Source organism: Luteitalea pratensis (assembly GCF_001618865.1).
GTDB classification, from domain to species: domain Bacteria; phylum Acidobacteriota; class Vicinamibacteria; order Vicinamibacterales; family Vicinamibacteraceae; genus Luteitalea; species Luteitalea pratensis.
Genome location: NZ_CP015136.1, coordinates 123,801 through 148,343 on the forward strand (window position 1 = coordinate 123,801; position 24,543 = coordinate 148,343).

Sequence of the window (24,543 nt, forward strand, 5' to 3'; positions counted from 1 at the left end):
ACCGAGGCGTAGAATGATGGGGTCTATTCCCATCCGAAAGCGGGGCCTTTGCTGATGAGTGAATACGTCGGCATCGTGGTCACTTTTGTGCTGGCGGGGGCGCTCGTCGCCGCGTTCATCGCCCTGGCATCGACGCTCGGCCCCAGGATGCCGTCCGCCGCGAAGTCCGTGCCTTTCGAGTGCGGACAGGACCCCCTCTCGCTGCCGACAGGCCACCTGTCGATCAAGTTCTACCTGACCGCGATTCTCTTCATCCTGTTCGATGTCGAGCTGGTCTTCCTGTACCCGTTGGCGGTCGTGTTCCGCGATCTCGGGATGTGGGCACTGGCCGAGGTCGTCATCTTCCTGGGCGTGCTCATGGCCGGGTTCTTCTACGCCTGGGACAACGGCGCCCTGGAATGGCAATAGAAAGGTAACGAGAGATGTCTGGCGAAGGCGGATTCGTGACGAGCCGTCTGGACGAGGCCATCGGCTGGGCCCGGAAGTTTTCGATCTTCCAGTACCCCTTCGTGACGGCGTGCTGTGGCATGGAGTACATGGCCACGGCCTGCGCTCACTACGATGTCGATCGCTTTGGCGCCGGCCTGCCGCGATTCTCGCCGCGCCAGGCCGACGTGCTCTTCGTGGTCGGCACCATCAGTCACAAGATGGCGCCGATCCTGAAGCGCATCTACGACCAGTTGGCCGAACCCAAATGGGTCGTCTCGTTCGGCGTGTGTACCTGCACGGGCGGCTTCTACGACAACTACGCCACCGTCATGGGCATCGACACGATCATTCCCGTCGACGTCTACATCCCGGGCTGTCCTCCACGACCCGAGTACGTGCTGGATGGCCTGCTCAAGCTGCAGGCACGCATCGCCGAGCAACATGCCACCGGCCAGCGCCCCGTGCCGGAGCTCAGGCCGGCGATGCAGAGGCCGGTGTTCGAGCCATGAGCGCCGTGTCACTGATTCAGGCGGTGCGCGATCGTTTCCCCGCCGCCGTGACGGCGTCGCATTCGTTTCGCGGCGATGCCACGGTGATCGTCGCCAGAGCCGCCCTGCTCGAGGTCATGCGATCACTCAAGGAGGACGCGGTCTTCCAGATGAATGTGCTGATGGACCTGACGGCCGTCGACTTCTCCGCCTTCGGAAAGAAGCCGTCACGCGCATTCTTTTCCTCGTCCGGTGTGGCGGTGCGTCCGTCATCCGGAATTCCCACGCTCGACCCGTGGCCCGGTCCGCCTGCGGATGCCCGCTTCGCCGTCGTCTATCACTTCTTCTCGTTGCCGCTGAAGCATCGGCTGCGCGTGGAAGTGCTCCTGCAGGAGGACGATCCGGAAGTCGATTCCGTGACGCCGCTGTGGGCAGGTGCCGACTGGCTCGAGCGCGAGGTCTGGGACATGTTCGGCATCCGTTTCCGTGGGCATCCCAACCTGAAGCGCATCCTCATGTACGACGAGTTCGTCGGCCATCCGCTCCGGAAGGACTACCCGGTCGACAAGCGGCAGCCCCTCATCGGCCCGGTGAACTGATGAACACGCGCGAGATGCTGCTGAATGTCGGGCCCGCGCATCCCGCCATGCACGGGATCATCAGGATCGTCACGACGCTCGACGGGGAGCGGATCGTCGACATCGACGTCGAGATCGGCTACCTGCATCGCGGCTTCGAGAAGATGGCCGAGACGGTCGACTACAACGGCGTCATGCCGTACACCGACCGCCTCAACTACGTCTCGCCGCTGATCAACAACATGGGCTACTGCATGGCCGTGGAGAAGCTGCTGGGGATGTCGGTCCCGGATCGCTGCCACTACATCCGCGTGATCATGTCGGAGATCTCGCGGATTTCGGATCACCTCACGTGCGTGGGCGCCAGCGCGATGGAGCTGGGCGCGTTCACGGTGTTTCTCTACATGATCAAGGCCCGCGAGTACTTGTGGGACCTGGTGGAAATGGTGACCGGGGCGCGCCTCACGGTGACGTACTGTCGCGTCGGCGGAGTGAAGGGGGATCTTCCCGCGGGTTTCGACGAGGCGTGCGCGAACGCGTTCAAGGAAACGCGCCTGGTGATCAAGGAGTCGGACACGCTGCTGACGCGCAATCGCATCTTCGTCGATCGCATGTCGGGGACAGGAAAGATCTCGGCCGAGGATGCGATCTCGCACGGCATCACCGGACCGTTCCTGCGCGGCTGCGGCGTCGCCTATGACGTACGTAAGGATTGCCCGTACGCGGTCTACGACCGGCTCGAGTTCGATGTGCCGGTCGGCACCAGGGGCGACAACCTCGATCGCTACATGGTCCGCATGGAGGAGATGGAACAGTCGATGCGGATCGTCGAGCAGGCCCTCAGGGAGATTCCGGACGGTCCGGTGCTCGCGAGCCCTGACACAGCGAAGCCGATGCCGGCAGCGGAGATGGTCGATCGCGCCAAGGTCGGAAACATCAGGAGCATTGCCGACAGCGTCGCCGTCACCGATCCCACGCTCGACGGTGCCAGCAAGCCGCTGCATCTGCACATTGCGGGGGACGAGAAGCGCGTGTTCCTGCCGCCCAAGGAAGACACGTACGGCAACATCGAAGGGCTGATGCAGCACTTCAAGCTCGTCATGTACGGCCATGGCATACAGCCGCCGGCCGGAGAGGTCTACTTTCCCGTCGAGGGAGCCAACGGAGAGCTCGGGTTCTACATCGTCAGCGATGGCAGCAGCTCTGCGTACCGGGTGCGGGTCCGTCCGCCATGCTTTGCCATCATGTCGGCCCTGCCCAAGCTCCTCATCGGCGACATGATCGCCGACCTGACGCCAACGTTCGGGTCCGTCAACATGATCGGGGGCGAACTGGATCGATGAATTTCGACGCGTTGGACTCGCAGGCACGGGAAATCATCCAGCGATACGACCAGCCACGCGCGGCGATGTTGCCGTTGTTGTGGCTGGTGCAGGCGGAGCTCGGTCATGTCCCTGCCGAGGCTGAGTTCTGGGTCGGCCGCCATCTGGGCGTCGCGGTCTCGCACGTACGCGAGGTGGTGTCCTTCTATTCGATGTTCCGTACGACGCCGGGAGGCCGGCGGGAACTTCGTGTCTGCACGAGCCTGCCTTGTCTGCTGCGCGGCGCCGGCGACGTGCTGACGCGCATCCAGGACCAGTTGGGGGTTCGCGCTGGCGAGACGACACCGGGCGGTGAGCTGACGGTGACGGCTGTCGAGTGCCTGTGTGCGTGCGAAATCGCGCCGATGGCCCAGCTCGACGAACAATTCGTCGGTCCGCTGGACGAACCGGGCGCTCTCGAATCGATTCTCCGCGATGCGCTTCGGCCAGCTACCTTCGCGCCGCTGGGCGGTGCGAAGGCGGGCGAGCCCGGTGACGCCTGTCACGAGCCCGAGCCGTTCATTTCGACCGCTGGCCCGGTGCTCTCGACGCGGTTCGGGAACGCGGACGGGACATGGTTTGACGCGTACGTCGAGAGCGGAGGCTACGTCGCTGCGAAGCGGGCGCTCTCGATGACGCCAGCGCAGATCATCGACGAGATCTCGCAGTCGAATCTCCGCGGTCTCGGGGGGGCCGGTTTCCCGACGGCGAAGAAGTGGTCGTTCATCCCGAAGAACAGCGCCAGGCCGGTGTACCTGGTCGTGAACGCCGACGAGGGCGAACCGGGGACGTTCAAGGATCGCTACATCCTCGAGCGCGATCCGCACGCGTTGCTGGAAGGCATGATCGTCGCGACCTACAGCATCGGCAGCCACAAGGCCTACGTCTACATCAGGGGCGAGTACTTCCGGTCGGCGGACCGCTTCAACCGCGCCGTGCAGGAGGCCCATGCGCACGGGTGGCTGGGCACGAACATACAGGGCAGCGGATTCGATCTGGACGTGGTCGTCCATCGCGGCGCAGGCGCCTATATCTGCGGCGAAGAGACAGCCCTGCTGACATCACTGGAAGGCGGCAAGGGCTTTCCCAAGCTCAAGCCGCCGTTCCCGGCAATCTCCGGACTGTTCCACTGCCCGACGATCGTCAACAACGTCGAGACGCTGGCGTGCGTGCCGTTCATCCTTCGCGAGGGGGCGGAGCGCTTCGCGCGCCTCGGCACGTCCACGCAGGGAGGGACGCGGCTGTTCTCGGTATGCGGGCACGTCCAGCGGCCGGGACTCTACGAAGCGCCAGTCGGTGTGTCCCTGCGTGAGTTGATCGAAGGCCACGCCGGAGGGGTCCGTGACGGCCGAACGCTGAAGGCCGTCGTCCCGGGTGGCATCTCGGCCAAGGTGCTCACCGCATCGGAGATCGACGTCCAGATGGACTTCGACTCGTTGATGGCGGCCGGCTCGATGGCCGGATCGGGCGGCGTGATCGTGATGGACGACACGACGTGCATGTTCGAGGCGCTGCAATCGGCGTCGAAGTTCTTCGCGCACGAGTCGTGCGGCCAGTGTTCGCCGTGCCGGGAGGGCACTGGTTGGGTGTACCGCATCCTCAATCGCATTGCCGAGGGCAAGGGGCGGCCGCAGGACCTGGATGATCTGCTGGCGATTGCCCGAGACATGGAGGGCAAGACCATCTGTGTGTTCGCGGATGCGGCGGCGTGGCCGGTGCAGTCCTACATCACGAAGTTCCGCGAGGAGTTCGACGCGCACGTCCGGATCGGGACGTGCCCCGCGCGAAGCCGAGAGGTGGCCGCATGCCAACCCTGACGATCGACGGCCGGCAAGTCAGCAGCCCGGACGGCACCACGGTCATCCAGGCCGCGGAGACGCTCGGCATCTTCGTTCCGCGCTACTGCTATCACCCCGCCCTGTCGGTCGCCGGAAACTGCCGCATCTGCCTTGTCGAAGTGGAAAAAACCGCCAAGCTGCAGATCGCCTGCAATACGCCGGTGAGCGAGGGCATGGTTGTGCACACCACGAGCGAGAAGGCCGAAGACGGCCGGCGGGCCGTGCTCGAATTCCTCCTCGCCAACCATCCCCTCGACTGCCCGGTGTGCGATCAGTCCGGGGAATGCGAACTGCAGAACTTCTACATGAACTTCGGGCTCTACGATGCGAGGTTCCGCGAGCAGAAGGTCAAGAAGAAGAAGGCGGTCGCCATCGGCCCGCACGTCATGCTCGACCAGGAACGCTGCATCCTCTGCTCGCGCTGCGTCCGCTTCACCGATGAGATCACGAGGACGGGAGAATTCGGCATCTTCAATCGCGGCGACAGGGCCGAACTGGGCCTCTATCCCGGGCAGGAGCTGAACAACCCGTATTCAGGCAACGTGATTGACGTCTGTCCGGTGGGCGCCCTCACCGAACAGGACTTTCGGTTCAAGGCGCGCGTCTGGTACCTCTCGAGTGCCCCGTCCGTGTGCAATGGCTGCGCGCAAGGGTGCAACGTCGACGTGCATTATGTGCTCGACAGGCCGCACCTGAACGGCGGCGCGCGCGTCATGCGCCTGAAGCCTCGCTACAACCCGGACGTCAACCAGTGGTGGATGTGCGACGAGGGGCGCTTCGGCTTTCATTGGATCGACCGCGGGCGCCTGACCCACGTCCGTCATCGCGGCGCCGAATCGACCTGGGAACAGGCCGTCGCCGACATCAGTGCGGCGCTCGCACCGCGCGATAGCGGTGCCGCGCGTCTCGGTGTCATCGCCTCCTCCGGACTCAGCAACGAGGAACTGTTCCTCATCAGGGAGGTGTTCCAGCGCGGATTGGGGGCCAGCGTGATGGCTGCGGTCCCGGTTCCGCCTGGCTACAGTGACGACTTTCTCATCAGGGCCGACAAGAGTCCCAACACGCGTGGCGCGACCATACTTGGACTGGCCGGCCCTGGCGCACCGCCCGTGGACAGCATTCTTGCCGACGCCCGTGCTGGACGCATCGACGCGCTGTGGGTCTTCGGGCTCGACCTGGCGGCGCTCATCGGCGACGCCGAGCTCGATGCGCTGTCGGGCACGGTCGATCTCCTGATCTATTCGGGGACCAACGACAATCGCACCGCTGCGGCGGCACACTGGGTACTGCCGACGGCGGCATACCTCGAGAAGGACGGGACCTTCGTCAACTGCCAGGGCCGGGTTCAGCGCATCGGCTGCGCGTTGCCGCCGCTGGCCGGCTCGCGGGAAGACTGGGCGGTGCTGCTGGACATCGCGCAACAGCTCGATCACCCCTTCCCCTGGCGCACGACGCAGGAGATCTTCCTGGCGATGGCGAAGACGGTCGCCGCGTTCGAGGGCATGAGCTACGAGGCGATGGGCTCACAAGGGCTATCGATACGCCAATGATGCCGGACCTGCTGATCAAACTGACGCTGGTGGGCATCGTCTTCTTCGGTGTCCTGAACCTTGCCGGGCTGCATACCTGGATCGAGCGCAAGCAGTCGGCGATCATGCAGGATCGCATCGGCGCGAACCGCGCGAGCATCTACGGCTTCAAATTGATGGGGCTGTTCCACCCCCTCGCCGATGCGGTGAAGATGTTCACCAAGGAAGACATCATCCCGGATGGCGCGGACCGGGTCCTCCACATGCTCGCGCCCGCCCTCTCCGTGTTCTTCGCGCTCGTGGCGTTTGCCGGGATCCCGTTCGGTGATCGCGTCGTCATCGGAGAGCGCGTCATCGACCTGCAGGTCGCCAGGATCGACGTCGCACTGCTGTACGTCTTTGCGATGTTGTCACTGGGGGTGTACGGCGTGATCCTCGCCGGGTTCGCGTCGCGCAACAACTACGCGATGCTGGGCGGACTGCGAGCGACGGCGCAGATGATCTCCTACGAGATTGCCCTCGGCATCGCGATCATCGGCGTCATCATGGTGTACGGGACGCTGGACCTGCAGGAACTCGTACGGGGTCAGGGCAGGTACGTGGCCGGCTGGATTCCGCTCTGGGGCATCGTCGTGCAGCCGGTCGCGTTCTTCGTCTTCCTGACGGCCGCGCTGGCAGCGACCAAGCGCACGCCCTTCGACATGCCGGAAGGGGAGTCCGAGGTCATCGGCTACTTCGTCGAGTACAGCGGCATGAAGTTCGGCATGTTCTATCTCGCTGATTTTCTCGAGACGATCATGGTCGCCTGCCTGGTCACGACGCTCTTTCTCGGCGGGTGGCAGGTGCCGTACCTCATGCCGGACGGCTTCCATTTTCCGTGGGGTGCAGAGCTGCCACTGTCGTCGTGGACGTACGCGGTGCTCGGCGTCGGCAGCTTTTCGATCAAGGTCCTTGCCTTCTGCTGGCTGTTCATGCAGATCCGCTGGACACTGCCGCGCCTTCGCTACGACCAGTTGATGGTGCTCGGCTGGAAGGGGCTGTTCCCCATTGCGGTTGCCAACGTGCTGGTGACGGCGGCGGCGTTGGCACTTCTGGGCGGTAAATCCTGATGGGCGTCAAGGTCCTGCGGCGGCGCGAGCTCACGTTCTGGGAAGAGCTGTACATTCCGCAGATCTTCAGCGGCCTCAGAATCACGTCTGCACACTTCTTCCGGAACCTGTTTCTTCACGCGGCGCACAGCGTCGGCGCGCTCACGCACCGTGCGGCGTCGGCGACGTTCCAGTATCCCGAGCAGCCGAGGCCGCTGGCGCGGCGATTCCGCAGCCGCCATCGCTTGACCGTCCGTGAAGAAGGTACTCCACGCTGCGTGGGATGCATGCTGTGCGAGACCGTCTGCCCGGCCAGGTGCATCACCATCGTTGCCGGTGAACATCCCGATCCCAACGTCGAGAAGTATCCGGTCCGCTTCGACATCGACCTGGGGATCTGCGTCTATTGCGGATACTGCGTGGAGGTCTGCCCCGAGGACGCCATCCGCATGGACACGGGGATACTCGACGTCGCGGCCTATTCCCGGGACGAGATGAAGCTCGACATCCACGAACTGATGAACCCGGCCCTGCGCAAGCCCGTGGTCGAGTGCGACCTGAAATTCCCGCATGAGTGCCGCCATAGCGGCGGAGAGATCAAGGGCAGCTGGGAGTGAATTGCGGTCGCCGCTGATCCTCCGCCACGGTGTGGCCGCGCGCGCACAGGTGTGACCGATCGCCACACCATCATTGCGCTATCTTGTTGATCACAAACAGTTTCGCCGTGGGCTCCATCCTTGCTCTCTGCGAGGGCATGCGCACCTTCGGTCTGCTCATCGGCCTGCTTGTCGCCACGCCCCTGGCCCCGACTGATCAATCGCCACTCGTCCCGAGAGACACGATCAGCGATCAGGACGTGCCCGATCACGGCGACAACATCAATGCGCGCTATATCGTCGAGCACGCCGACATTCGCGGTGTGCCCGAGGACGACCTGACCGAGGCGCTACAGGACGACCTGCGTGGGCTTATCGGCCAGCGCCTTGATTCCGGAGCAGCGGATCGGCTCCAGGAGCGCATGGTCCGCGAGTTCCCGGACTACGACGTGTCGCGCCGAATCGAGCGCGGGAACGAGTCGGCCGCATCCGGCTCGTCTACGAGGCTCACCGGAAAGAGGGGCATCAATTCGATGTACCATCCCGGCCATCCACACGCGCATGCTGACGTCCTGTCTTCGAGCGGGTGCGACCACGATGGACTCAGCGCGTCCGCGGCGTGACCCACATGACTGACACGCTCCACGCCTGCTTCATCAGCTATCGCCATCCGGCTACCGCAGGCAGCCGCGAAGAGAAGTTGATCGCGCATGTCTTCAAGGCGATCAGCGATCACGTCGAGATGTACACGCATACGCACCAGGTCTACTTCGACCAGAAGCGCCTCGTGCCCGGCTACCAATACGACGAGAAGCTCGCCGAGGCAATCTGCCGTAGCGCGTGCATGGTCATTGTTTACTGGCCGGCGTACCTCGAATCGGACTACTGCCTACAAGAGATCGAGGCCATGCTCGAGATCGAGAAGCGTCGGCGAAAGAAGCTTGGTAGCGAGCTCCACGGCTGCCGGCTGATCATCCCCTTCATCGTGCGTGGCCGCTTCGAAGATCTGCCAAACGCCGTGCGCGACGGCTGCCAGTACCTCGACTATTCGCGCCAGGCGACCAATCCGCACTTCAACATCGGCGAAGACGAAGAGACCAGCGCGAAGCTGTTCGAGATTGCCAATTACATCAAGTCGCTCTGCGACAAGCTGCAGAGAGTCGGCGCGGATGTGGTCGGCACCTGCAAGGACTACGGTTTTCCGGCCAGGATGCAGGTGACGCAACCAGAGATGGCGCCTCCACCGCCGCCGCCGTTCCCCGGACAATGATGGCGTCCCCAGTTTCCGAGGACGTCACGCGCCTCCACGAAGTAGTCACTTTCTACTCGTACAAGGGCGGCACGGGACGCACCATGGCACTTGCCAACGCGGCGTGCCTGATCACCCGCCGGGATCCGGGCTGTCGCGTTCTGGCGGTCGACTGGGATCTCGAAGCCCCGGGCTTGCATTACTACCTGCATCCAGCTCAGACAGGTGAGGCAGAGTCGGCAGTCGACGGACTGGTCGAGTACTTCTCGCAGGTGCAGGCTGCCATCAAGGACCGCCGCGGCGAGGCGGTGGACGACGAGGCCGTGTTGGCGAACATTCCCCTGTCCGCCCACTGCCGCGAGACCGTCGTGCCCAACGTCCACCTGATGCAGGCTGGCCGATTCGATTCGACGTACCAGGCGCGATTGAGCAGGCTCGACTGGCAGGAGATATACCGGGACTCACCGACGCTCTTTCGTACGTTCGCGAGCCTGCTGTTGCGCCAGTACGACGTCGTGCTCGTCGATTCGCGGACCGGGCTCACCGACATCAGCGGTATCTGTACCTCGCTGCTGCCCGACAAGGTCGTGGTGGTCTTCACGGCCAATCAGCAGAGCCTGACTGGCGTCGAGCAGCTTGTGCGGTCGAGCGTGGAGTACCGGCGTGGATCTCCGGACCTCCGGCCGCTGCTCGTCTATCCGTTGCCGTCGCGCATTGACGATCAACGCGAGCAACTGCGCCGCCAGTGGCGCCACGGCGATGCGACGCTCGGTATCGAAGGGTTCCAGCCGCAGTTCGAACGCATTCTCCGTGGTGCGTATGCGCTGGATGGGTGCGACCTTTCGGACTACTTCAATGAAGTGCAGGTGCAGCACAGTCCCGACTACTCCTACGGTGAGAAAGTGGCGGCGCTGGCGGCTCCCGACCACGACCGCTTCTCGATCATCCGAAGCTATGAGGCGTTGCTCGACTGGCTGGGCAGTTCCGCGGCGCCATGGGAGACGCCGGCGCAGGCGCGAGAGCGAACGCGGCTCGAGAGCCTGCTTCAGCGTGAAGCGGAGTTCCAGCGAGACGCGACGATCGATGTTGCGCCCTTGCTGGCGTTGCAGGCGGAAATCGTCCGTTTGTCGCAGCAGCATCGGGGAGCGACACACCTCGACACGGTGCGCGCCATGCAGCGCTACGTGCGCACGGCGCTCGGTGGCGGTGGCGATCTCTCTGCCGCCCTGACCGTGCTCGAGTCGCTCGGCGCCGCGCTGCCGCAGCTGCGCGTTCCCGTGCGCGTACACGCGATCGGCGCGATGCTCCAGGCCACACCGAGTCTCCGTGCGCAGGGTCAATCCGCCGCCGCCGAACGGCTTGGCCGGCTCGCGCTCTCGGAAATCGAGGCCCTGCGCGGCCCCTCAGGCGCCTCCGCCGACGTGGTCGCGGCCCTGGACGCGCTCGGCTCACAGCTCCAGGACGCGGCCGCCTTCGCCGAAGCACGGACGCTTCGCGAGTTCGTCCTCGAAGAGCGTCGAAGGTGCGACGGCGACGAGCGCCAGTCCACGCTCAACGCCAGCCGCCGTCTGGCGGAAACGCATTGGGCACTCGGCAACTACGCAACGGCCCGGAGCATGCTCGAGCATGCCGGCACAATCGCTGCGACAGTCCTCGGCGAGCAGGCTCGCGAGACGCTCGCGATTCGTCAGCAACTCGCCGAGGTACTGGCCGAGCAGGGTCACGCCGACCAGGCACTTCAATTGACGGATGCCGTCCTCGAGGCCCGGTCACGCCTCCTGGGTCCCGCCCACGAGGACACCCTGGCCACGCTGGCGTTGAGGTCCGACGTGCTGCGCGACAGCGGGCGCCTCGACGAAGCTCGCGCGGCCTGCGAGGCCGTGGTGGCAGCCCAGTCGGCGTCGCTCGGTAACGACAATCCTGACACGCTCGCATCCAGGGATCGCCTGGCCGCCATCCTGCAGGCTCAGGGGCACCTTGCGGAGGCCCGCGCGGCGCAGGAGGCAGTGGTGGAGGCCTATGGCCGCGTCTTTGGCGCGCAGCACCCGGTGACACTGCGTGCGACGGCCAATCTGGCTGCAACGTTGTGGGCACTCGGGGCACTATCCGAGGCACGCGCCCTGGAACAGCATGTGCTCGACGTCCGGCGTGACGTGCTCGGCCCGGCCCATCCCGAGACGTTGACCGCGATGAACAACCTGGCCAGTACCTTGTGGTCGCAGGGCGACCTTGTCGGCGCTCGGGCGCTTGAGGAGCAGGCGCTGGAGACACGTCGCCGCGTGCTCGGTGACGATCATCCAGCCACGCTTGTCTCGATGGGTAACCTGGCCGAGACACTTCGCCTGCAGGGAGAGTTGCCTGAGGCCAAGGCGTTGGGCATGGCTGTCATCGAGGGCCGCCGTCGGACGTTGGGACCAGAGCATCCTGAAACACTCGCGGCCATGAACAACCTGGCGCTGACGCTCCGCGCCTTGGGCGACGCCGAGCAAGCGCGGCGGCTGCTCGAACAGGTAGTCGAGGTCCGCCGCCGCGTGCAAGGCCACGAGCACCCGGACACGTTGAAAGCGGCTTACAACCTCGCGGAAACGCTTCGTCAGGCCGGCGACCTGACGAAGGCGCGGCAAATTCACGAGACCGTCCTCGCTGCACGGCGCCGCATTCTCGGCCATGAGGACCGTGACACGCTTGCCTCGATGGTCGAGCTGTCGCTGACTGCCAGCGCGCAGGACGACTTCGCGACCGCCCGGCCGTTACTGGAGCACGTGCTCGAGGAGTACCTGCGCTTGGCCGGCGAGGACGACCGAAGGACGCTGGCGGTGCGCACGCACCTCGCGCGGGCCTTGATTGCGCTGGGCGATGTGGCCGGTGCGCAGTTGCACCAGGAGCATCTGGCCTCGGCGTGGGCGCGGCGAGTCGAAAAGGACCGGATCGAGTCAGGGCCGCGGGGGATCGGCGACTATCCTGGGGCACGCGGCACCAGGAGCTGAGCCGTGGCGCGATGCGCGCTCGGCCTGAAGTGGACCTGGAGCAGCGGGCGTCCGGGTCGTCCCTACAGTCCACCGGCCACCGATGTGCCTCAGGCCCGCGGTGAACCGACAGCGCATGGCGAAACACGTTGCGCGGATCCCACCGCGCGTTGGCCCGCTGCAGGCGCGAATAGTTCGCCTGGTCGTAGAGCGTGTGCCACGGCGTGCCCGAGCGATGAACGCGCCACCCACTACATGGCCACCCATGCCAATCCCCGGATACTCGCCGAGCGGAATCACCGTTCCCCATGCCTCGCACAGCGGTGGTGGGGCTGCCTTTCCGGCGCAGGCGGTCTCGGCTCGCCGGATCGGGCCCACAAGTACGGGGTTGATCCGACGAGCATCGCTGTGCTCCTTGAGTTCTGCGCCGTGGGCATGTCCGATGTGGCAGTCAGCGCACGGTGCGTGAGTGAACAAGGAGCCGTCGAGCTTGCTCGACGGTCATGGTCGGTCATGTCACGGCGTTCAGCTCGCGCGACGCCGACGATAGTGAAGCCCCACGACTCCGGTCGGATACGGCGTGGCCGACGCCAGCTCGAAGGTCGCGTGGACACCAGCCGGCAGCGCGCGTTTGCCACTGCCGAGGGCCAGGGGATACACGAGCAGGTGCAGCTCGTCGACCAGGTCGTGCTCGATCATGGCATGTACGAGCTGGCTGCTGCCGTCGGTCAGGATGGTGCCGCCCGGCTCCGCCTTGAGCGCCCGAATGGATCCGACCACGTTGTCTCGAATGACCGTCGTGTTGCGCCAGATCGGCTGCGTCAGCGTCTTCGAGACCACGTACTTCCTCGGCGCGTTCATCAGGTCGCCGAACGGATCGCCCGGCGGCAGTGGCTCGAACGCATCGGCATGCGTCACGTAGGTTCGACGGCCCAGCAGGAACGCATCGACGCCCTGCATCAGTCCGCCGAACGCGGCACCGATGTCATCGTGCCAGTACGGTATGGTCCAGCCGCCGTGCTCGAACCCGCCGTCGCGGTCCTCGTCCTTCCCGCCTGGGGCCTGCATCACGCCGTCCAGCGACACGAACTCCGAAACGATCAGCTTCCTCATGCTCGACCTCTCCCGCGGAACCTGCCGCGATTCCTCGAGGCGCTGACCTCGTGCTTGCGAGGGGCAACGCCTGTCCGTATCAGACGACGTCCGTACGTCGACTGTCTGACACTCTGACATTGAGTCAGGCGAAGAATCATCGCGGCGATGGCGCCGCAACCGGGACCGGCGGAGGTTCCGCGCTGGCCGGAAGGCGGCCCTCGGACACCCGGCACAGTGCGTGCAGCGATCGGAGCGCCTGGATGTCCTCGCTGCTCCACTGTCCGGCCGCCGCCTGCTGCTCCGCCCGCGACAGCACCTCGTCTGCATCGCAAACCAGCGCCCGTCTCGTGCCGGCATCGCTGTCGCCCGCGATCTGCCCCCGCAGCTGTTCGAGTCGCGCAAGCTCGTCGCCGAGCAGGCGGCGCCTGTCCCGCAGACTGTCGTTGCGGCGGAGCCGGATGGCGTATTGCGCGAGCGTGAAGAGCGCGACCAGCACCGAGCCGACGAACGACAGTCGACCGAGTCGATCCGAGGTGACGAGGTCGTTGCGGCCGTAGAAGATCGTGGCCGCCGGATGAAGCGGCAGGCCGCCGACGTCACGTCCCGTCGATTCCGTGAACGCGTACTGCGCATCGCGTGCGAACCGCGGGTGGTACATGCACTCGAGGATGTCCCGCACGACGCGTCCAGGGACATCCGGCCGTGCGACCAGCAATTGCGTGACGACGAGCGTCGGCACCGCCTCGGAGGGAATGCGGCGGCCGGGCCCGTAGAGGCCAGCCGGAATGAAGCCGGGCCGGGCACCCGGAATCGATCGCGCGAGGGCCTCGTGATCGCGTATGGGTACCAGTCGGTAGTCAGCGGTGTTCAGGATCTCGTCGATGAGCGGTGATCGGAGGAACTGTGTTCGCGTAGCCGCGACCATGTGGCCCGATTCGAAGTCCGCGACGTTGCTGCCTCGTGGACGCACCACCGTGACCGGTGCTCCTGTTCCCGGCGTCGACGTCAGCAGCCCGTAGTAATCGAGGACGCGCTCGCCGAGGGTTGGCGGATGCCCCGCGTCGCGTACACCGGGGTTGACCGCACCGGTCAGATCGCGCACGTCCCGCAACGCGCTGTCGGTGCGCACGATGACGAAGAAGTGCTGCGGCTCGAGAGCGGCGACTCCATACACGCCAGAGGATCGCACCGCGTCATCGTCGACGCTGCTGACGACGGCGAGATCGATCCGCTGGCTGGCGTCGAGCAGCAGCCGGACGTTACCGGGAGCGACGGTACTCACGAGTTCGAGCTCATAGCCGGCCCTGTCTCGAAGGTGCTGGTTGAGCACCGTGCCCGCGCGGTAACTCGATCCGATCGCGGAGCCGAGCGCGATCCGGTACGTACGGCCCCGCCGACCTGACGCAGTCTCGACGACGCGGTCCCTGAGCTGATAGGCGAGGCTGGGGGTGAGGAATTCCAGGAGCGCGACGAATGCGAAGACAAGCGCGACGACGGAGACCGTCACGACTCCGGCACGCCGCCAGTTTCGCATCGTGCCGGGATGGTACCAACGCGGCGGGCTTCAGTCACCTGCCGACGTAAGAGGCCAGATGTTTGCCCGTGAGGGTGGACTGGCCGGCGACGAGACTCGCGGGTGTGCCCTCGAAGACGATCCGGCCGCCGTCATGCCCGGCGCCCGGACCGAGGTCGATGATCCAGTCGGCGTGCGCCATCACCGCCTGGTGGTGCTCGATCACGATCACCGACTTGCCAGAGTCGACGAGACGATCGAGCAGGCCGAGCAGCCGTTCGACATCGGCGAGGTGGAGGCCGGACGTCGGTTCGTCGAGGATGTAGACGCCGCCCTTCTCGCCCATGTGGGTGGCCAGTTTGAGCCGCTGCCGCTCGCCGCCGGACAGCGTCGTCAGTGGCTGGCCGAGGCTGAGGTAGCCGAGCCCGACGTCGTCGAGCCGTTCGAGGATGGCGTGCGCGGCCGGCGTGCGCGCCTCGCCGTGGCCGAAGAATGCCTTCGCCCCGGTCACCCCCATCGCGAGCACCTCGCTGATGTCTCGGCCCCCGAAGTGGTAGTCCAGCACCGATGCCTGGAAGCGCTTTCCCTCGCAGTCCTCGCACGTGGTGGCGATGCCGGCCATTATCCCCAGGTCGGTGTAGATGACACCGGCGCCGTTGCAGGTGGGGCAGGCGCCTTCGGAGTTGGCGCTGAAGAGCGCCGGCTTCACGCCGTTGGCCTTCGCGAACGCAGTGCGGATCGGGTCGAGCAGTCCCGTGTACGTCGCCGGGTTGCTGCGTCGCGAGCCTCGGATCGCACCCTGGTCGACCGTCACCACTCCGTCCCGCTCCGACACCGAGCCCTGGATCAGTGAGCTCTTTCCCGACCCTGCCACACCGGTCACCACCACCAGCACGCCGAGCGGTATGTCGACATCGACGTGCTGCAGGTTGTGCGTGCTGGCGCCGCGCACCTCGAGACTGCCGGTTTTCGTCCGCACCTTCTTCTTGAGCGCGGCCCGGTCGTCGAAATGGCGGCCGGTGATGGTGTTGCTGGCCCGCAAACCCTCGACGGTGCCTTCGAAGCAGACGGCGCCGCCCGCCGTGCCGGCGCCGGGGCCGAGGTCGACGACGTGGTCGGCGATCACGATCGTCTCCGGCTTGTGTTCCACGACGAGCACCGTATTGCCCTTGTCCCGCAGCTGCCGCAGCAGGTCGTTCATCCGCTGGATGTCGTGGGGGTGCAATCCGATGGTCGGTTCGTCGAACACGTACGTGATGTCGGTGAGCGACGAGCCGAGGTGGCGGATCATCTTGGTACGCTGAGCCTCGCCACCAGAGAGCGTGCCCGACGGCCGGTCGAGGCTCAGGTAGCCGAGGCCGATCTCCACGAACGACTCGAGGCTCTCGCCGAGCGCGGCCAGCAGCGGGGCGACGGTGGGTTCGTCGAGATCGCGGACCCACTCGGCCAGGTCGCTGATCTGCATCGAGCAGACGTCGGCGATGTTCTTCCCCTTGATCTTCGACGACCGGGCCTCTTTGCTGAGCCGCGTGCCGTCACACTCTGGGCAGACGGTGAAGGTGATGGTCCGCTCCACGAAGGCGCGGACGTGCGGCTGCAGCGCGTCGACGTCCTTGGAGAGGAACGACTTCTGGATCTTCGGGATCAGCCCCTCGTACGTGAGGTTGATGCCGTCGACCTTGATCTTCGTCGGTTCCTTGTAGAGCAGGTCGTGCAACTCCCTCTTGTTGTACTTGCGGAGCGGCTTGTCGGCATCGAAGAAGCCGCAACCGCGAAAGATGCGGCCGAACCAGCCGTCCATGCTGTAGCCGGGGATGATGAGCGCGCCCTCGTTGAGCGACTTGCTGTCGTCGTACAGCGCGGACAGGTCGAAGTCGTTGACGTTGCCCATGCCTTCGCAGCGTGGACACATGCCGCCGAGACGATTGAAGGTCGCCTTCTTCGTCTGCGTCCTGCCCTCGCCTCGATCGACGGTGATGGCACCACTCGCGGTCACCGAGGGGACGTTGAACGAGTACGCGTTGGCCGAGCCGATGTGCGGCTTTCCGAGCCGGCTGAAGACGATCCGCAGCATCGCGTTCGCGTCGGTGACGGTGCCGACGGTGGAACGTGGGTTCGATCCAATCCGCTCCTGGTCGACGATGATCGCGGTCGTCAGCCCGTCGAGGACGTCGACGTCCGGCCGCGCCAGCGTCGGCATGAAGCCCTGCACAAAGGCGCTGTAAGTCTCGTTGATCAGCCGTTGCGACTCCGCGGCGATGGTGCCGAACACCAGCGAACTCTTGCCAGAGCCCGACACGCCAGTGAACACCGTCAGCCGGCGCTTCGGGATCTCGATACTGATGTCCTTGAGGTTGTTCACGCGTGCGCCCTGCACGCGGATCAACTCGTGGCTGTCCGCCTCCGCCGGACGGTCGCTTCGCTCCCGGCTTCCGCCTCCGCCTGACGGTCCCTTCGCTCCCGGCTTCGGCGAGACAGGTCCGCCTCCGCCTGACGGTCCCTTCGCTCCCGGCTTCGGCGAGACAGGTCCGCTGCTCTTCTTCTTCATGAAGATGAGAGACTCCCTCGCCCACTGCGGGCTCTGGCGACATAGGGCAGCGCGAACAGGTACAGCCCCGTGAACATGAGCAGCGCGAGCGGCAGCAGTGGCGAGTAGGTCACGTACGGGGGAGGCTGCTGGCCGCCGTTCATGCCCATGACGACGAAGTTGGCGATCACGGTCAGCGTAAAGGCCACGGACACCCAGCGGTGGAACTGACGAATCCAGCTATTCCAGTTCATTGGGACCTCCTTTGGACCGTCGGTGCAGCTCGTCGCCGCGCCCGCCGGGCGGCTCAGCGCACCTCGTTGATCCGGATGTGGTTGCCTGCGGGATCGCGGAACGCACAGTCGCGGATGCCGTACGGCTGCATCGTGGGCTCCTGGATGACGTCGGCGCCGCTGGCCTGCAGACGTTCGAACGTGCCATCGAGGTCGCGGGTGGCCAGGATGACCATGGCGTACGTGCCCTTGGCCATCATCTCGGCGATGGTCCGGCGCTCGTCGCCGGTGAGGCCGGGCGTGGCGGCTGGTGGATGCAGGACGATGGAGATGCCGGGCTGGCCGACGGGTCCGACCGTGATCCAGCGCATCCCGTTGTAGCCGACGTCGTTGCGGACCTCGAAGCCGAGGGTGTCGCGGTAGAAGGCCAGCGAGGCGTCAGGGTCGTCGTGGGGGAGAAAGCTCGAGTGAATGGTGATATCCATGGCACTCAGTCTAGGTGCGGTCCTGGGCCCGCGCTTCTCGATTCCTGACCGGTCTGGTCACCTGTTTCGCGACGCAGGATGGCATCCCCGTCGTCGCATGCGCGGCGTCGCGCCGATAGACGCTGGGCGGCACGCCGACGAGCTCGGTGAAGCGAGTGCTGAACGTGCCCAGCGACGAGCAGCCGACCTCGAAGCAGACATCCGTGACGCTGAGGTCGCCACGACGCAGCAGCGCCATCGCGCGTTCGATCCTTCGCGTCATCAGATAGGCGTAGGGCGACTCGCCGTACGCCAGCTTGAACTGGCGGCTGAGGTGCCCGGCCGACATCTGTACGCCGCGGGCGAGCGCCTCGACGTCCAGGGGCTGGTCGTACTCCCGATCCATGCGGTCGCGAACACGGCGGAGCAGCGCGAGTTCGCGCAGGTGCGGCGCCACGGCTGGTCTGCTGTTCACCTGCGCGATCGTGCCACCGCGCAACGGAGGTGTCTAGCGCCGCTGGCGCCGCTCCCGTTCCTACTTCCGATCGACGGGGAGCATCACCGCGCCATTCCCGCGTGCGGCCCCGATTGCCGTGGAGGTTGATCACATGAATCGTGTGATCGCCTTCCACGTTCACGATGCCGTTGGGCGCCAGGTCTTCGACGAGGAAGTAGTCCGCCTCGACGTGTTCCTTGTCAGACGACCAGACGAGCAGTGTGTCTTCCCCCTTGCCCTCGAACGCCAGCGTGGCGCCTGCCAGCCGGTCGATCGCGAATGTGCGATGCTTCGGTGGCCTGCTGGCGCCGCACCCATGCGGGGCCATGTTGGGCGAAAACCGAGGAGCCACTTCGATGATTCCTGCACCTGCCGATGTCGCCGCACCGCCGGCCGATGCCACCGTCACCCCGAGCGGGCTGGCCTCACGCCAGCTCGAAGCCGGGACCGGCACACAGCATCCGGGCCCGCGCTCGCGCGTACTCGTCCACTACTCGGGCTGGACGACTGACGGACAGATGTTCGACAGCTCGGTGAGCCGCGGCGAACCGATCGCCTTCGGCCTGTACCAGGTCATCGCCGGCTGGACCGAAGGCGTGCAGCTGATGGTGGAGGGCGAGAAGCGACGGTTCTGGATTCCTGAGCCCCTCGCCTACGGCGGACGCGCGGGTGCCCCGGCCGGCATGCTGGTATTCGACGTCGAGCTGATTCGCATCGAGTCGTAGCCGATCGCTCGGCCTCGCCCGTTGTCTAGCCCTGTCGCAATGCGTCGGACGGATGAATGCGGGCTGCTCGCAAGGCGGGAACCAACGCCGCCAGCAGACCGGCCACGCCCAACAATCCGAGCGCACCGGCGAACGTCATCGGGTCGGTCGGGCTGACTCCATAGAACAGGCTTGCCGCAAAGCGGGTCACGCCGGCGGCAGCCGCGCCCCCCGCCAGCAACCCGACCCCAACGACGACGAGCCCTTCGCGGAGGACCAGCGCCAGCACGTCGCCGAGGCGCGCGCCCAACGCCATGCGTATGCCGATCTCTCGCGTGTGCTGACTCACCGTGCAGGCCATGACGCTGTAGATGCCCACGACCGCGAGTCCCAGTGCCAGCGCACCGAAAGCGCCGAGCAGCGTGGCAGCTGCGTGGAGCGGCATCAGCACGAGACCGAGATGGTCCTCCATGGTCCGAACGTCGGTCAGCGGCAAGTCGGGGTCGAGTTCGCGAACCGTGGCGCGAATCGCGCCAGCGACGGCGACCGGTTCGCGGTCCGTCCTCACGTGCAGGCTCAGGTCGCTCTGCAGGTTCTGCCCGAGCGACAGGTAGAAGTACGGCAACGGCGGCTCCGATAGCGACCGGTACTTGCCATCGGTCGTGACGCCGACGACGGTGAATGCCGATTGACCCCTCCGGATCTGCTTACCGATCGCGATGCCGTCCGGCCAGTACCGCCGCACCAGCGCGTCGTTGACGATCACGGCGCCCATGGCACCGACCCGGTCCGTCGCGTCGAATTCACGCCCTTGCACAAGCGGAACTCGCATCGTCTCGAAGTAGCGTGAACCGACGACGTTGAAATTGATCTCCATGTCTTCGCCGTTGCGGGGGGTGTAGCCCTGGAGGTCGACACGGGTGCGCTGGCCGCTGAAATCGAGCGGGACGATCGATGCGAGCGCCGCCGAGCGCACACCCGGAAGCGCCTCGATACGCGCGACCAACTGCTCGAAGAAGGAGCGTGCCCGCGCCTCGTCGTAGCCCTGGCGCCCCGCACTCAGCGACGCGATCACCACGTTTCGCGGCTCGAATCCCACGTCGACCGCGCCAGCCCTGCGCAGGCTCAGCACCGACAACCCGGCGCCAACGACAAGAACCACGCTCAGTGCCACCTGGACGGCCACCAGTCCGTTGCGTAGGGAGCCACGACGCAGGCGATGGACGCCGGCGTCCGCGATGCCGCCCTTCAGCGCCGTGGTGAGGTTGGGTCGCGTCATCCGGAGGGCGGGCAGCAGTCCGAACAGCATGGCGGTCAGCAGGGACATGAGGGCGGTGAACGCCAGGACCCGCGCATCAGGACTCAAATCGAGTGAGATTCGCAGCGGCAGCGGCGGCTGCATTCGGACCAACTGCGTCGTTGCGGCGAACGCAACGAGCGTGCTGGCCAGGCCGGCCAGCATTGCGAGCAGCACGCTCTCCGTGAACAACTGTCGAAGCACACGCGCTCGTCCCGCGCCTACGGACAATCGAATCGCCATCTCGCGGCTTCGCACGGCGGCGCGCGCCAGCATGAGGTTCGAGACGTTGACGCAGGCCAGCAGCAGCACGATGCCGACCACGGCCATCAGCGTGGTCATGAACGGCAGCACGTCGGCGCGGTCGACGAGCAGGGACTGGTTGGCGGGCTCGAGGGTGATGCGTCTCCCTTCGCCCTTCAGATCGGTCCACTCCCGCGGGTAGGCTCGATGCAACTGGTCCCCGATGACCTTGAACGCGGCCTGCGCCCTCGGCAGTTCCACACCGTCCGCGAGTCGTCCGACGACCGTCAACCATCGCGACCCGCGTTCCGTCAATTGATCGGCGAGTTGCGATTGTCGCTCGAGCGGCAGCCAGAGGTCGGCAGGCAAGCCACGCAGCAATCCGGTGAAGCCGGGCGGCGCGACACCAATCACCACCGATGGCTTGCCGTTGATCGTCAGCCGTCGCCCGAGCACATCCTCGCGACCGCCCAACATCCGCTGCCACAAGCCGTGGCTGACGACCACGACGTCTTCATCGGCAGGTCCGAACACCCGGCCCCTCGCGACGTCGACACCGACAACGGAGAAGTAGTTCTGGGTGACGACATGACCCTGGACGCGATCGCTGGCGGCGCCGTCGCTGAGGTTCATCAGCTCCATCGAGTACGCGGCAAGTCCGGAGAGCACGTCGCGGGCGTTGTCTCGAAAGTCGAGGTAGTCCGGATATCCCGTCGAACCGTGGGCAGGTCCGCTGAAGTCGCTCGTGTGGATCGCAACCAGCCGCTCCGAGTTCGGCACCGGCAGCGGCCTCAGCAGCAGCGCGTTGACGAAACTGAAGATTGCCGTGTTGAGGCCGATGCCGAGCGCCAGCGTCACCACGACCGCGATGGTGAACCCCGGTGCACGGCGGTACAGCGCGACGCTGTGCCGCAGGTCACGCACGACGTCGTCCAGCCACGGCACGCGGCCCTTCTCATAGAGCCGCTCCCGGGTCAACGCGACACTGCCGAACTCTCGCCTGGCGGCGGCACGCGCCTGCTGTTCCGGCAAGCCTTCGGCGACCAGGTCGTCGGCCTCCAGGTCCAGGTGGGTGCGAATCTCGTCGCTGATGTCGTCCTCGGATCGTCGTCGGCGCCAGAACATGTCAGTCCGCCTCTCCGAGCTCCGGCCCGAGGATCAAGGCGATCGCGCGCGCCAACTTGCGCCACTCGGTCGCCTTCTCGCCGAGTTGTGCTCGTCCCTGCCTGGTCAGCGTGTAGAAGCGTGCACGGCGGTTGTTCTCCGACGCGCCCCACCTGCCTGTGATCCAGCCTTTGTCCTCGAGGCGCTGCAGCGCCAGGTACAAGGAGCCGTGGTCGACGGAGAACGCGTCTTCGGACTGGCGCTGAATCGTCCTCGCCATCCCCTGCCCGTGATGCGGTCCGAGGACGAGCGTCTTCAAGATCAGCAGGTCCAACGTGCCCTGCAGCAACGCCACACGATCGCTGTCCTGTCTCTTGGTCGGCATCCGACCCGAGTGTCGACCCCTTTGGGTCGGATGTCAACAGGAGGCTCCGTCTGGCAACGATTGATCGAGGAGCGGCCGTCGTGGCGCGCGAACCACGTTGTCAGCAACGCGGCGCATGACGAGCACGCGACGGCCCCGGTGCGTTTGACAATGTGCGGGGCCTTACCTAGAGTGGGCTCACTCCAGCTCGGCTGCCCATGGATCTCCTGCCACCGCTCTCGGCGTTCACGGTGTTCCTTTCGATCTGCGCGGTCGGGTTCCTGTTCCTGGTCCTGGCGCTCGCGTTCGGTGGGCTCTTCGACTTCCTCGAGACCGATCACGACTTCGCCACCGGCGGCCCCGGCTTCTTCAGCAGTCGCGTGATGGCCGTGTTCGTGACCGCCTTCGGCGGATTCGGAGCCGTCGCGACCTACTACGGGCTCGGTCCGATCCCGGCCTCGCTTGTCGGGTTCGGCAGCGGGATCGTGTTCGGCGGCGCGATCTACGCGCTGGCTCGCGCGCTCTACAACCAGCAGGTCAGCACCGAAGTCCGAGCCGACGATCTGGTCGGGGCAGTCGGCCGCGTGGTCATCGGGATACCGCCGGGTGGTGTTGGGCAAGTCCGCCTGCGCCTTGGCGAGGAGCTGATGGACAAGATCGCCCGCACGCGTGACGGGGTGGCGATTGCCGAGAACACTTCGGTGCAGATCGAAGAAGTGCTCGGAGAAACAGTGATCGTCAAGAAGACCTGAGGACAGGAGTCTCATGTGACAGAAAATGTCCAGCTCGCGTCGCTGATCCTCTCGATTCTCGGCGTCGTCCTGTCGCTGTTTGCCGCCGCCTTCCTGTTCAGTCGCAACTACATCAAGGTCTCGCCCAACGCGGTCGCGGTGCTGAGCGGACGCAAGCGCAAGCTGCCTGACGGGCGCACGGTCGGCTACCGGATGGTGCGCGGTGGCGCGGCGCTGCGGATTCCCCTGCTCGAGAAAGTCGAGTACCTCCACCTGAACGTGATGACGATCCCGCTCGAGATCAGGCGGGCGTACACGTTGAAGGGGGTCCCGGTTTCGGTCAAGGCGGTCGCGAACGTGAAGATCCGCGGCGACGACTCGTCGCTCCAGGCAGCGGCGGAGCGGTTCCTCGGCATGTCGCACGATCAGGTGCAGAAGGTCATCTTCCAGACGCTGGAAGGGCACTTGAGGTCGATTCTCGGCACGCTGACCGTCGAAGAGGTCAACAGCGATCGACAGAGTTTCGCGCAGAAGCTCACGACCGAAGCAGCCACCGATCTCGAGAAGATGGGCATCGGCGTGGACGTGCTCACGATCCAGGAGATCAGCGACGAAGAAGGCTACCTCGACGCGCTCGGCAAGCGGCGCACCGCGGAGGTCAAGCGCGACGCGACCATCGGCGAGGCCGAGGCGCACCGCGACGCGAAGATCAAGTCGTCGCAGGCGCTGCAGGAGGGGGAGAAGGCGAAGTTCCAGGCCGACGCCGAGATTGCGCAGTCGTCCCGTGACTTCATGATCCGGCAGGCGCAGTACCAGGCCGAGATCGAGACGCAGAAGGCGCGCGCGGCGCAAGCCGGGCCGCTCGCGGAAGCGACCGCGCGCCAGGGCGTCGTCGCCGAGGAAGTCCGGGTCGAGAAGACACGGACGCAGGAGGCGATTGCCGTCCAGGAGCAGGAAGTCCTGCGCAGGCAGAAGGAACTCGACGCGACGGTGATCAAGCCGGCCGAAGCGGACCGCCAGGCGGCGGTTGTCCGCGCCGAGGCGGCCAAGCAGTCCGCGATCCTCGAAGCAGAAGGGCGCCGCTCGGCGATGATCGCGATGGCGGAGGCAGAGCAGGAGAAGCTCCGCAAGGAAGGCGCCGGCCGTGCGGCCGCCGTCGAAGCCGAGGGTCGTGCGGAAGCGGCGAAGATCGAGGCCATCGGGCTCGCGCAAGCCAAGGCGATCGAGGCACAGGGCGTGGCCGAAGCCACCGCCATCCTGCGCAAGGCCGAGGCCTGGAAGGAGTTCAACGACGCCGCCCGCCTGCAGACGATTCTCGAGAAGCTGCCAGCCATCATCGAGGCCTCGTCCGGCGTGTTCGGCGCTGTCGCCGCGCCGTTTGGCAACATCGACAAGCTAGTGGTGATGGACACGGGGAACGGATCGTCGGAGAACGGCGGCGGCAGTCTCGCGCGGCTCGCGCAGACCAGTCCCGCTGTCGTCTTCAACCTGCTTCAGCAGTTGGAGGCGCTCGGCCTCAGCGTCCCGGACGTCATGCAGCAGCTTGGCGTAAAGGGAACCTTGCCCGTTGTCCCCACGCCGCCCGCCGCGTCCCCAACCGCCGTCACGCCGCCAAAACGCGGCTGATCGCTATCGAGTCCGGAGTTCGCG

The 24,543-nt window shown here is 65.8% G+C and carries 22 protein-coding genes and 1 pseudogene; 14 read left to right on the forward strand and 9 right to left on the reverse strand.

The annotated features are described in order from the left end of the window. The first annotated feature begins 54 nt into the window (after positions 1-54). From LuPra_RS00550 to LuPra_RS00610, 11 genes are all read left to right on the forward strand, one after another. A complete protein-coding gene (locus LuPra_RS00550) occupies positions 55-408 on the forward strand; it encodes an NADH-quinone oxidoreductase subunit A (RefSeq protein WP_157898578.1) in 354 nt (117 codons plus the stop codon). 14 nt (positions 409-422) lie between these two features. After that, positions 423-938 carry an NADH-quinone oxidoreductase subunit B gene (locus LuPra_RS00555; protein ID WP_110168958.1) on the forward strand — a complete coding sequence of 172 codons (516 nt, stop codon included), beginning with the start codon at positions 423-425 and terminating at the stop codon, positions 936-938. Continuing rightward, positions 935-1,516, forward strand: coding sequence for an NADH-quinone oxidoreductase subunit C (locus tag LuPra_RS00560; protein ID WP_110168959.1), 582 nt, complete (start codon positions 935-937; stop codon positions 1,514-1,516). The genes LuPra_RS00555 and LuPra_RS00560 overlap by 4 nt, the downstream gene beginning before the upstream one ends. After that, positions 1,516-2,838, forward strand: a complete 1,323-nt coding sequence (gene nuoD / locus LuPra_RS00565) for an NADH dehydrogenase (quinone) subunit D (RefSeq protein ID WP_110168960.1) — start codon at positions 1,516-1,518, stop codon at positions 2,836-2,838. Before LuPra_RS00560 ends, nuoD begins: the two co-directional genes overlap by 1 nt. After that, the gene (nuoF, locus tag LuPra_RS31450) at positions 2,835-4,673 is read left to right on the forward strand and encodes an NADH-quinone oxidoreductase subunit NuoF (RefSeq protein WP_162271265.1); all 1,839 of its coding nucleotides are present in this window, start codon (positions 2,835-2,837) and stop codon (positions 4,671-4,673) included. The genes nuoD and nuoF overlap by 4 nt, the downstream gene beginning before the upstream one ends. Further along, complete coding sequence (locus LuPra_RS00585; protein ID WP_110168963.1) at positions 4,661-6,244, forward strand: NADH-quinone oxidoreductase subunit G; 1,584 nt, start codon at positions 4,661-4,663, stop codon at positions 6,242-6,244. Before nuoF ends, LuPra_RS00585 begins: the two co-directional genes overlap by 13 nt. Further along, positions 6,241-7,332 (forward strand): complex I subunit 1/NuoH family protein, encoded by a 1,092-nt coding sequence (locus LuPra_RS00590; RefSeq protein WP_110168964.1) that lies wholly within the window; start codon positions 6,241-6,243, stop codon positions 7,330-7,332. The genes LuPra_RS00585 and LuPra_RS00590 overlap by 4 nt, the downstream gene beginning before the upstream one ends. After that, on the forward strand, positions 7,332-7,928 hold the full coding sequence (locus tag LuPra_RS00595) for a NuoI/complex I 23 kDa subunit family protein (protein WP_110168965.1): 597 nt from the start codon (positions 7,332-7,334) through the stop codon (positions 7,926-7,928). Before LuPra_RS00590 ends, LuPra_RS00595 begins: the two co-directional genes overlap by 1 nt. A 107-nt stretch (positions 7,929-8,035) precedes the next feature. Continuing rightward, positions 8,036-8,530, forward strand: a complete 495-nt coding sequence (locus LuPra_RS00600) for a hypothetical protein (protein WP_234800656.1) — start codon at positions 8,036-8,038, stop codon at positions 8,528-8,530. A gap of 5 nt (positions 8,531-8,535) precedes the next feature. Next, complete coding sequence (locus LuPra_RS00605) at positions 8,536-9,177, forward strand: toll/interleukin-1 receptor domain-containing protein (protein ID WP_110168967.1); 642 nt, start codon at positions 8,536-8,538, stop codon at positions 9,175-9,177. After that, entirely contained in the window at positions 9,177-12,143 is a 2,967-nt protein-coding gene (locus tag LuPra_RS00610) for a tetratricopeptide repeat protein (RefSeq protein WP_157898580.1), read from the forward strand. The genes LuPra_RS00605 and LuPra_RS00610 overlap by 1 nt, the downstream gene beginning before the upstream one ends. A 103-nt stretch (positions 12,144-12,246) precedes the next feature. Here the strand turns inward: LuPra_RS00610 and LuPra_RS34195 are convergent. From LuPra_RS34195 to LuPra_RS00645, 7 genes and pseudogenes are all read right to left on the reverse strand, one after another. Next, positions 12,247-12,354: pseudogene (locus LuPra_RS34195) on the reverse strand (BBE domain-containing protein); the annotation flags it as partial. Between the two features lie 293 nt (positions 12,355-12,647). Beyond that, positions 12,648-13,235 (reverse strand): dihydrofolate reductase family protein, encoded by a 588-nt coding sequence (locus tag LuPra_RS00620; protein ID WP_110168969.1) that lies wholly within the window; start codon positions 13,233-13,235, stop codon positions 12,648-12,650. A 136-nt stretch (positions 13,236-13,371) separates the two neighbouring features. Beyond that, positions 13,372-14,724: a TAXI family TRAP transporter solute-binding subunit gene (locus LuPra_RS00625; protein ID WP_157898581.1), complete on the reverse strand. Its 1,353-nt coding sequence runs from the start codon at positions 14,722-14,724 to the stop codon at positions 13,372-13,374. Positions 14,725-14,785: 61 nt separating this feature from the next. Next, complete coding sequence (locus LuPra_RS00630) at positions 14,786-17,107, reverse strand: ATP-binding cassette domain-containing protein (RefSeq protein WP_234800658.1); 2,322 nt, start codon at positions 17,105-17,107, stop codon at positions 14,786-14,788. A gap of 167 nt (positions 17,108-17,274) precedes the next feature. After that, on the reverse strand, positions 17,275-17,511 hold the full coding sequence (locus LuPra_RS00635) for a hypothetical protein (protein ID WP_110168972.1): 237 nt from the start codon (positions 17,509-17,511) through the stop codon (positions 17,275-17,277). 53 nt (positions 17,512-17,564) lie between these two features. After that, positions 17,565-17,975, reverse strand: a complete 411-nt coding sequence (locus tag LuPra_RS00640) for a VOC family protein (RefSeq protein WP_110168973.1) — start codon at positions 17,973-17,975, stop codon at positions 17,565-17,567. Between the two features lie 10 nt (positions 17,976-17,985). Continuing rightward, a complete protein-coding gene (locus tag LuPra_RS00645; RefSeq protein ID WP_110174449.1) occupies positions 17,986-18,429 on the reverse strand; it encodes a helix-turn-helix transcriptional regulator in 444 nt (147 codons plus the stop codon). Between the two features lie 377 nt (positions 18,430-18,806). Between LuPra_RS00645 and LuPra_RS00650 the strand changes: the two genes are divergently transcribed. Continuing rightward, entirely contained in the window at positions 18,807-19,175 is a 369-nt protein-coding gene (locus LuPra_RS00650; RefSeq protein WP_237050761.1) for an FKBP-type peptidyl-prolyl cis-trans isomerase, read from the forward strand. A gap of 25 nt (positions 19,176-19,200) precedes the next feature. On the opposite strand, the gene LuPra_RS00655 is transcribed toward LuPra_RS00650, so the two are convergent. Together LuPra_RS00655 and LuPra_RS00660 are read right to left on the reverse strand one after the other, a co-directional pair. After that, on the reverse strand, positions 19,201-21,819 hold the full coding sequence (locus LuPra_RS00655) for an ABC transporter permease (protein ID WP_110168974.1): 2,619 nt from the start codon (positions 21,817-21,819) through the stop codon (positions 19,201-19,203). A 1-nt stretch (position 21,820) separates the two neighbouring features. Then, entirely contained in the window at positions 21,821-22,183 is a 363-nt protein-coding gene (locus LuPra_RS00660; RefSeq protein ID WP_110168975.1) for a PadR family transcriptional regulator, read from the reverse strand. Positions 22,184-22,380: 197 nt separating this feature from the next. Here LuPra_RS00660 and LuPra_RS00665 point away from each other — a divergent pair, with 197 nt between their 5' ends. Then, a complete protein-coding gene (locus LuPra_RS00665; RefSeq protein ID WP_110168976.1) occupies positions 22,381-22,914 on the forward strand; it encodes an NfeD family protein in 534 nt (177 codons plus the stop codon). 15 nt (positions 22,915-22,929) lie between these two features. Next, the gene (locus LuPra_RS00670; RefSeq protein ID WP_110168977.1) at positions 22,930-24,519 is read left to right on the forward strand and encodes a flotillin family protein; all 1,590 of its coding nucleotides are present in this window, start codon (positions 22,930-22,932) and stop codon (positions 24,517-24,519) included. The last annotated feature ends 24 nt before the right edge of the window (positions 24,520-24,543 follow it).

Excerpts from the sequence above, each read along its gene's own strand:
- LuPra_RS00550 (WP_157898578.1), top strand. The coding sequence starts at position 55 with ATGAGTGAATACGTCGGCATCGTGGTCACTTTTGTGCTGGCGGGGGCG.
- LuPra_RS00555 (WP_110168958.1), top strand. The coding sequence starts at position 423 with ATGTCTGGCGAAGGCGGATTCGTGACGAGCCGTCTGGACGAGGCCATC.
- LuPra_RS00560 (WP_110168959.1), top strand. The coding sequence starts at position 935 with ATGAGCGCCGTGTCACTGATTCAGGCGGTGCGCGATCGTTTCCCCGCC.
- nuoD (WP_110168960.1), top strand. The coding sequence starts at position 1,516 with ATGAACACGCGCGAGATGCTGCTGAATGTCGGGCCCGCGCATCCCGCC.
- nuoF (WP_162271265.1), top strand. The coding sequence starts at position 2,835 with ATGAATTTCGACGCGTTGGACTCGCAGGCACGGGAAATCATCCAGCGA.
- LuPra_RS00585 (WP_110168963.1), top strand. The coding sequence starts at position 4,661 with ATGCCAACCCTGACGATCGACGGCCGGCAAGTCAGCAGCCCGGACGGC.
- LuPra_RS00590 (WP_110168964.1), top strand. The coding sequence starts at position 6,241 with ATGATGCCGGACCTGCTGATCAAACTGACGCTGGTGGGCATCGTCTTC.
- LuPra_RS00595 (WP_110168965.1), top strand. The coding sequence starts at position 7,332 with ATGGGCGTCAAGGTCCTGCGGCGGCGCGAGCTCACGTTCTGGGAAGAG.
- LuPra_RS00605 (WP_110168967.1), top strand. The coding sequence starts at position 8,536 with ATGACTGACACGCTCCACGCCTGCTTCATCAGCTATCGCCATCCGGCT.
- LuPra_RS00610 (WP_157898580.1), top strand. The coding sequence starts at position 9,177 with ATGGCGTCCCCAGTTTCCGAGGACGTCACGCGCCTCCACGAAGTAGTC.
- LuPra_RS00620 (WP_110168969.1), bottom strand. The coding sequence starts at position 13,235 with ATGAGGAAGCTGATCGTTTCGGAGTTCGTGTCGCTGGACGGCGTGATG.
- LuPra_RS00635 (WP_110168972.1), bottom strand. The coding sequence starts at position 17,511 with ATGAACTGGAATAGCTGGATTCGTCAGTTCCACCGCTGGGTGTCCGTG.
- LuPra_RS00640 (WP_110168973.1), bottom strand. The coding sequence starts at position 17,975 with ATGGATATCACCATTCACTCGAGCTTTCTCCCCCACGACGACCCTGAC.
- LuPra_RS00650 (WP_237050761.1), top strand. The coding sequence starts at position 18,807 with ATGATTCCTGCACCTGCCGATGTCGCCGCACCGCCGGCCGATGCCACC.
- LuPra_RS00655 (WP_110168974.1), bottom strand. The coding sequence starts at position 21,819 with ATGTTCTGGCGCCGACGACGATCCGAGGACGACATCAGCGACGAGATT.
- LuPra_RS00660 (WP_110168975.1), bottom strand. The coding sequence starts at position 22,183 with ATGCCGACCAAGAGACAGGACAGCGATCGTGTGGCGTTGCTGCAGGGC.
- LuPra_RS00665 (WP_110168976.1), top strand. The coding sequence starts at position 22,381 with ATGGATCTCCTGCCACCGCTCTCGGCGTTCACGGTGTTCCTTTCGATC.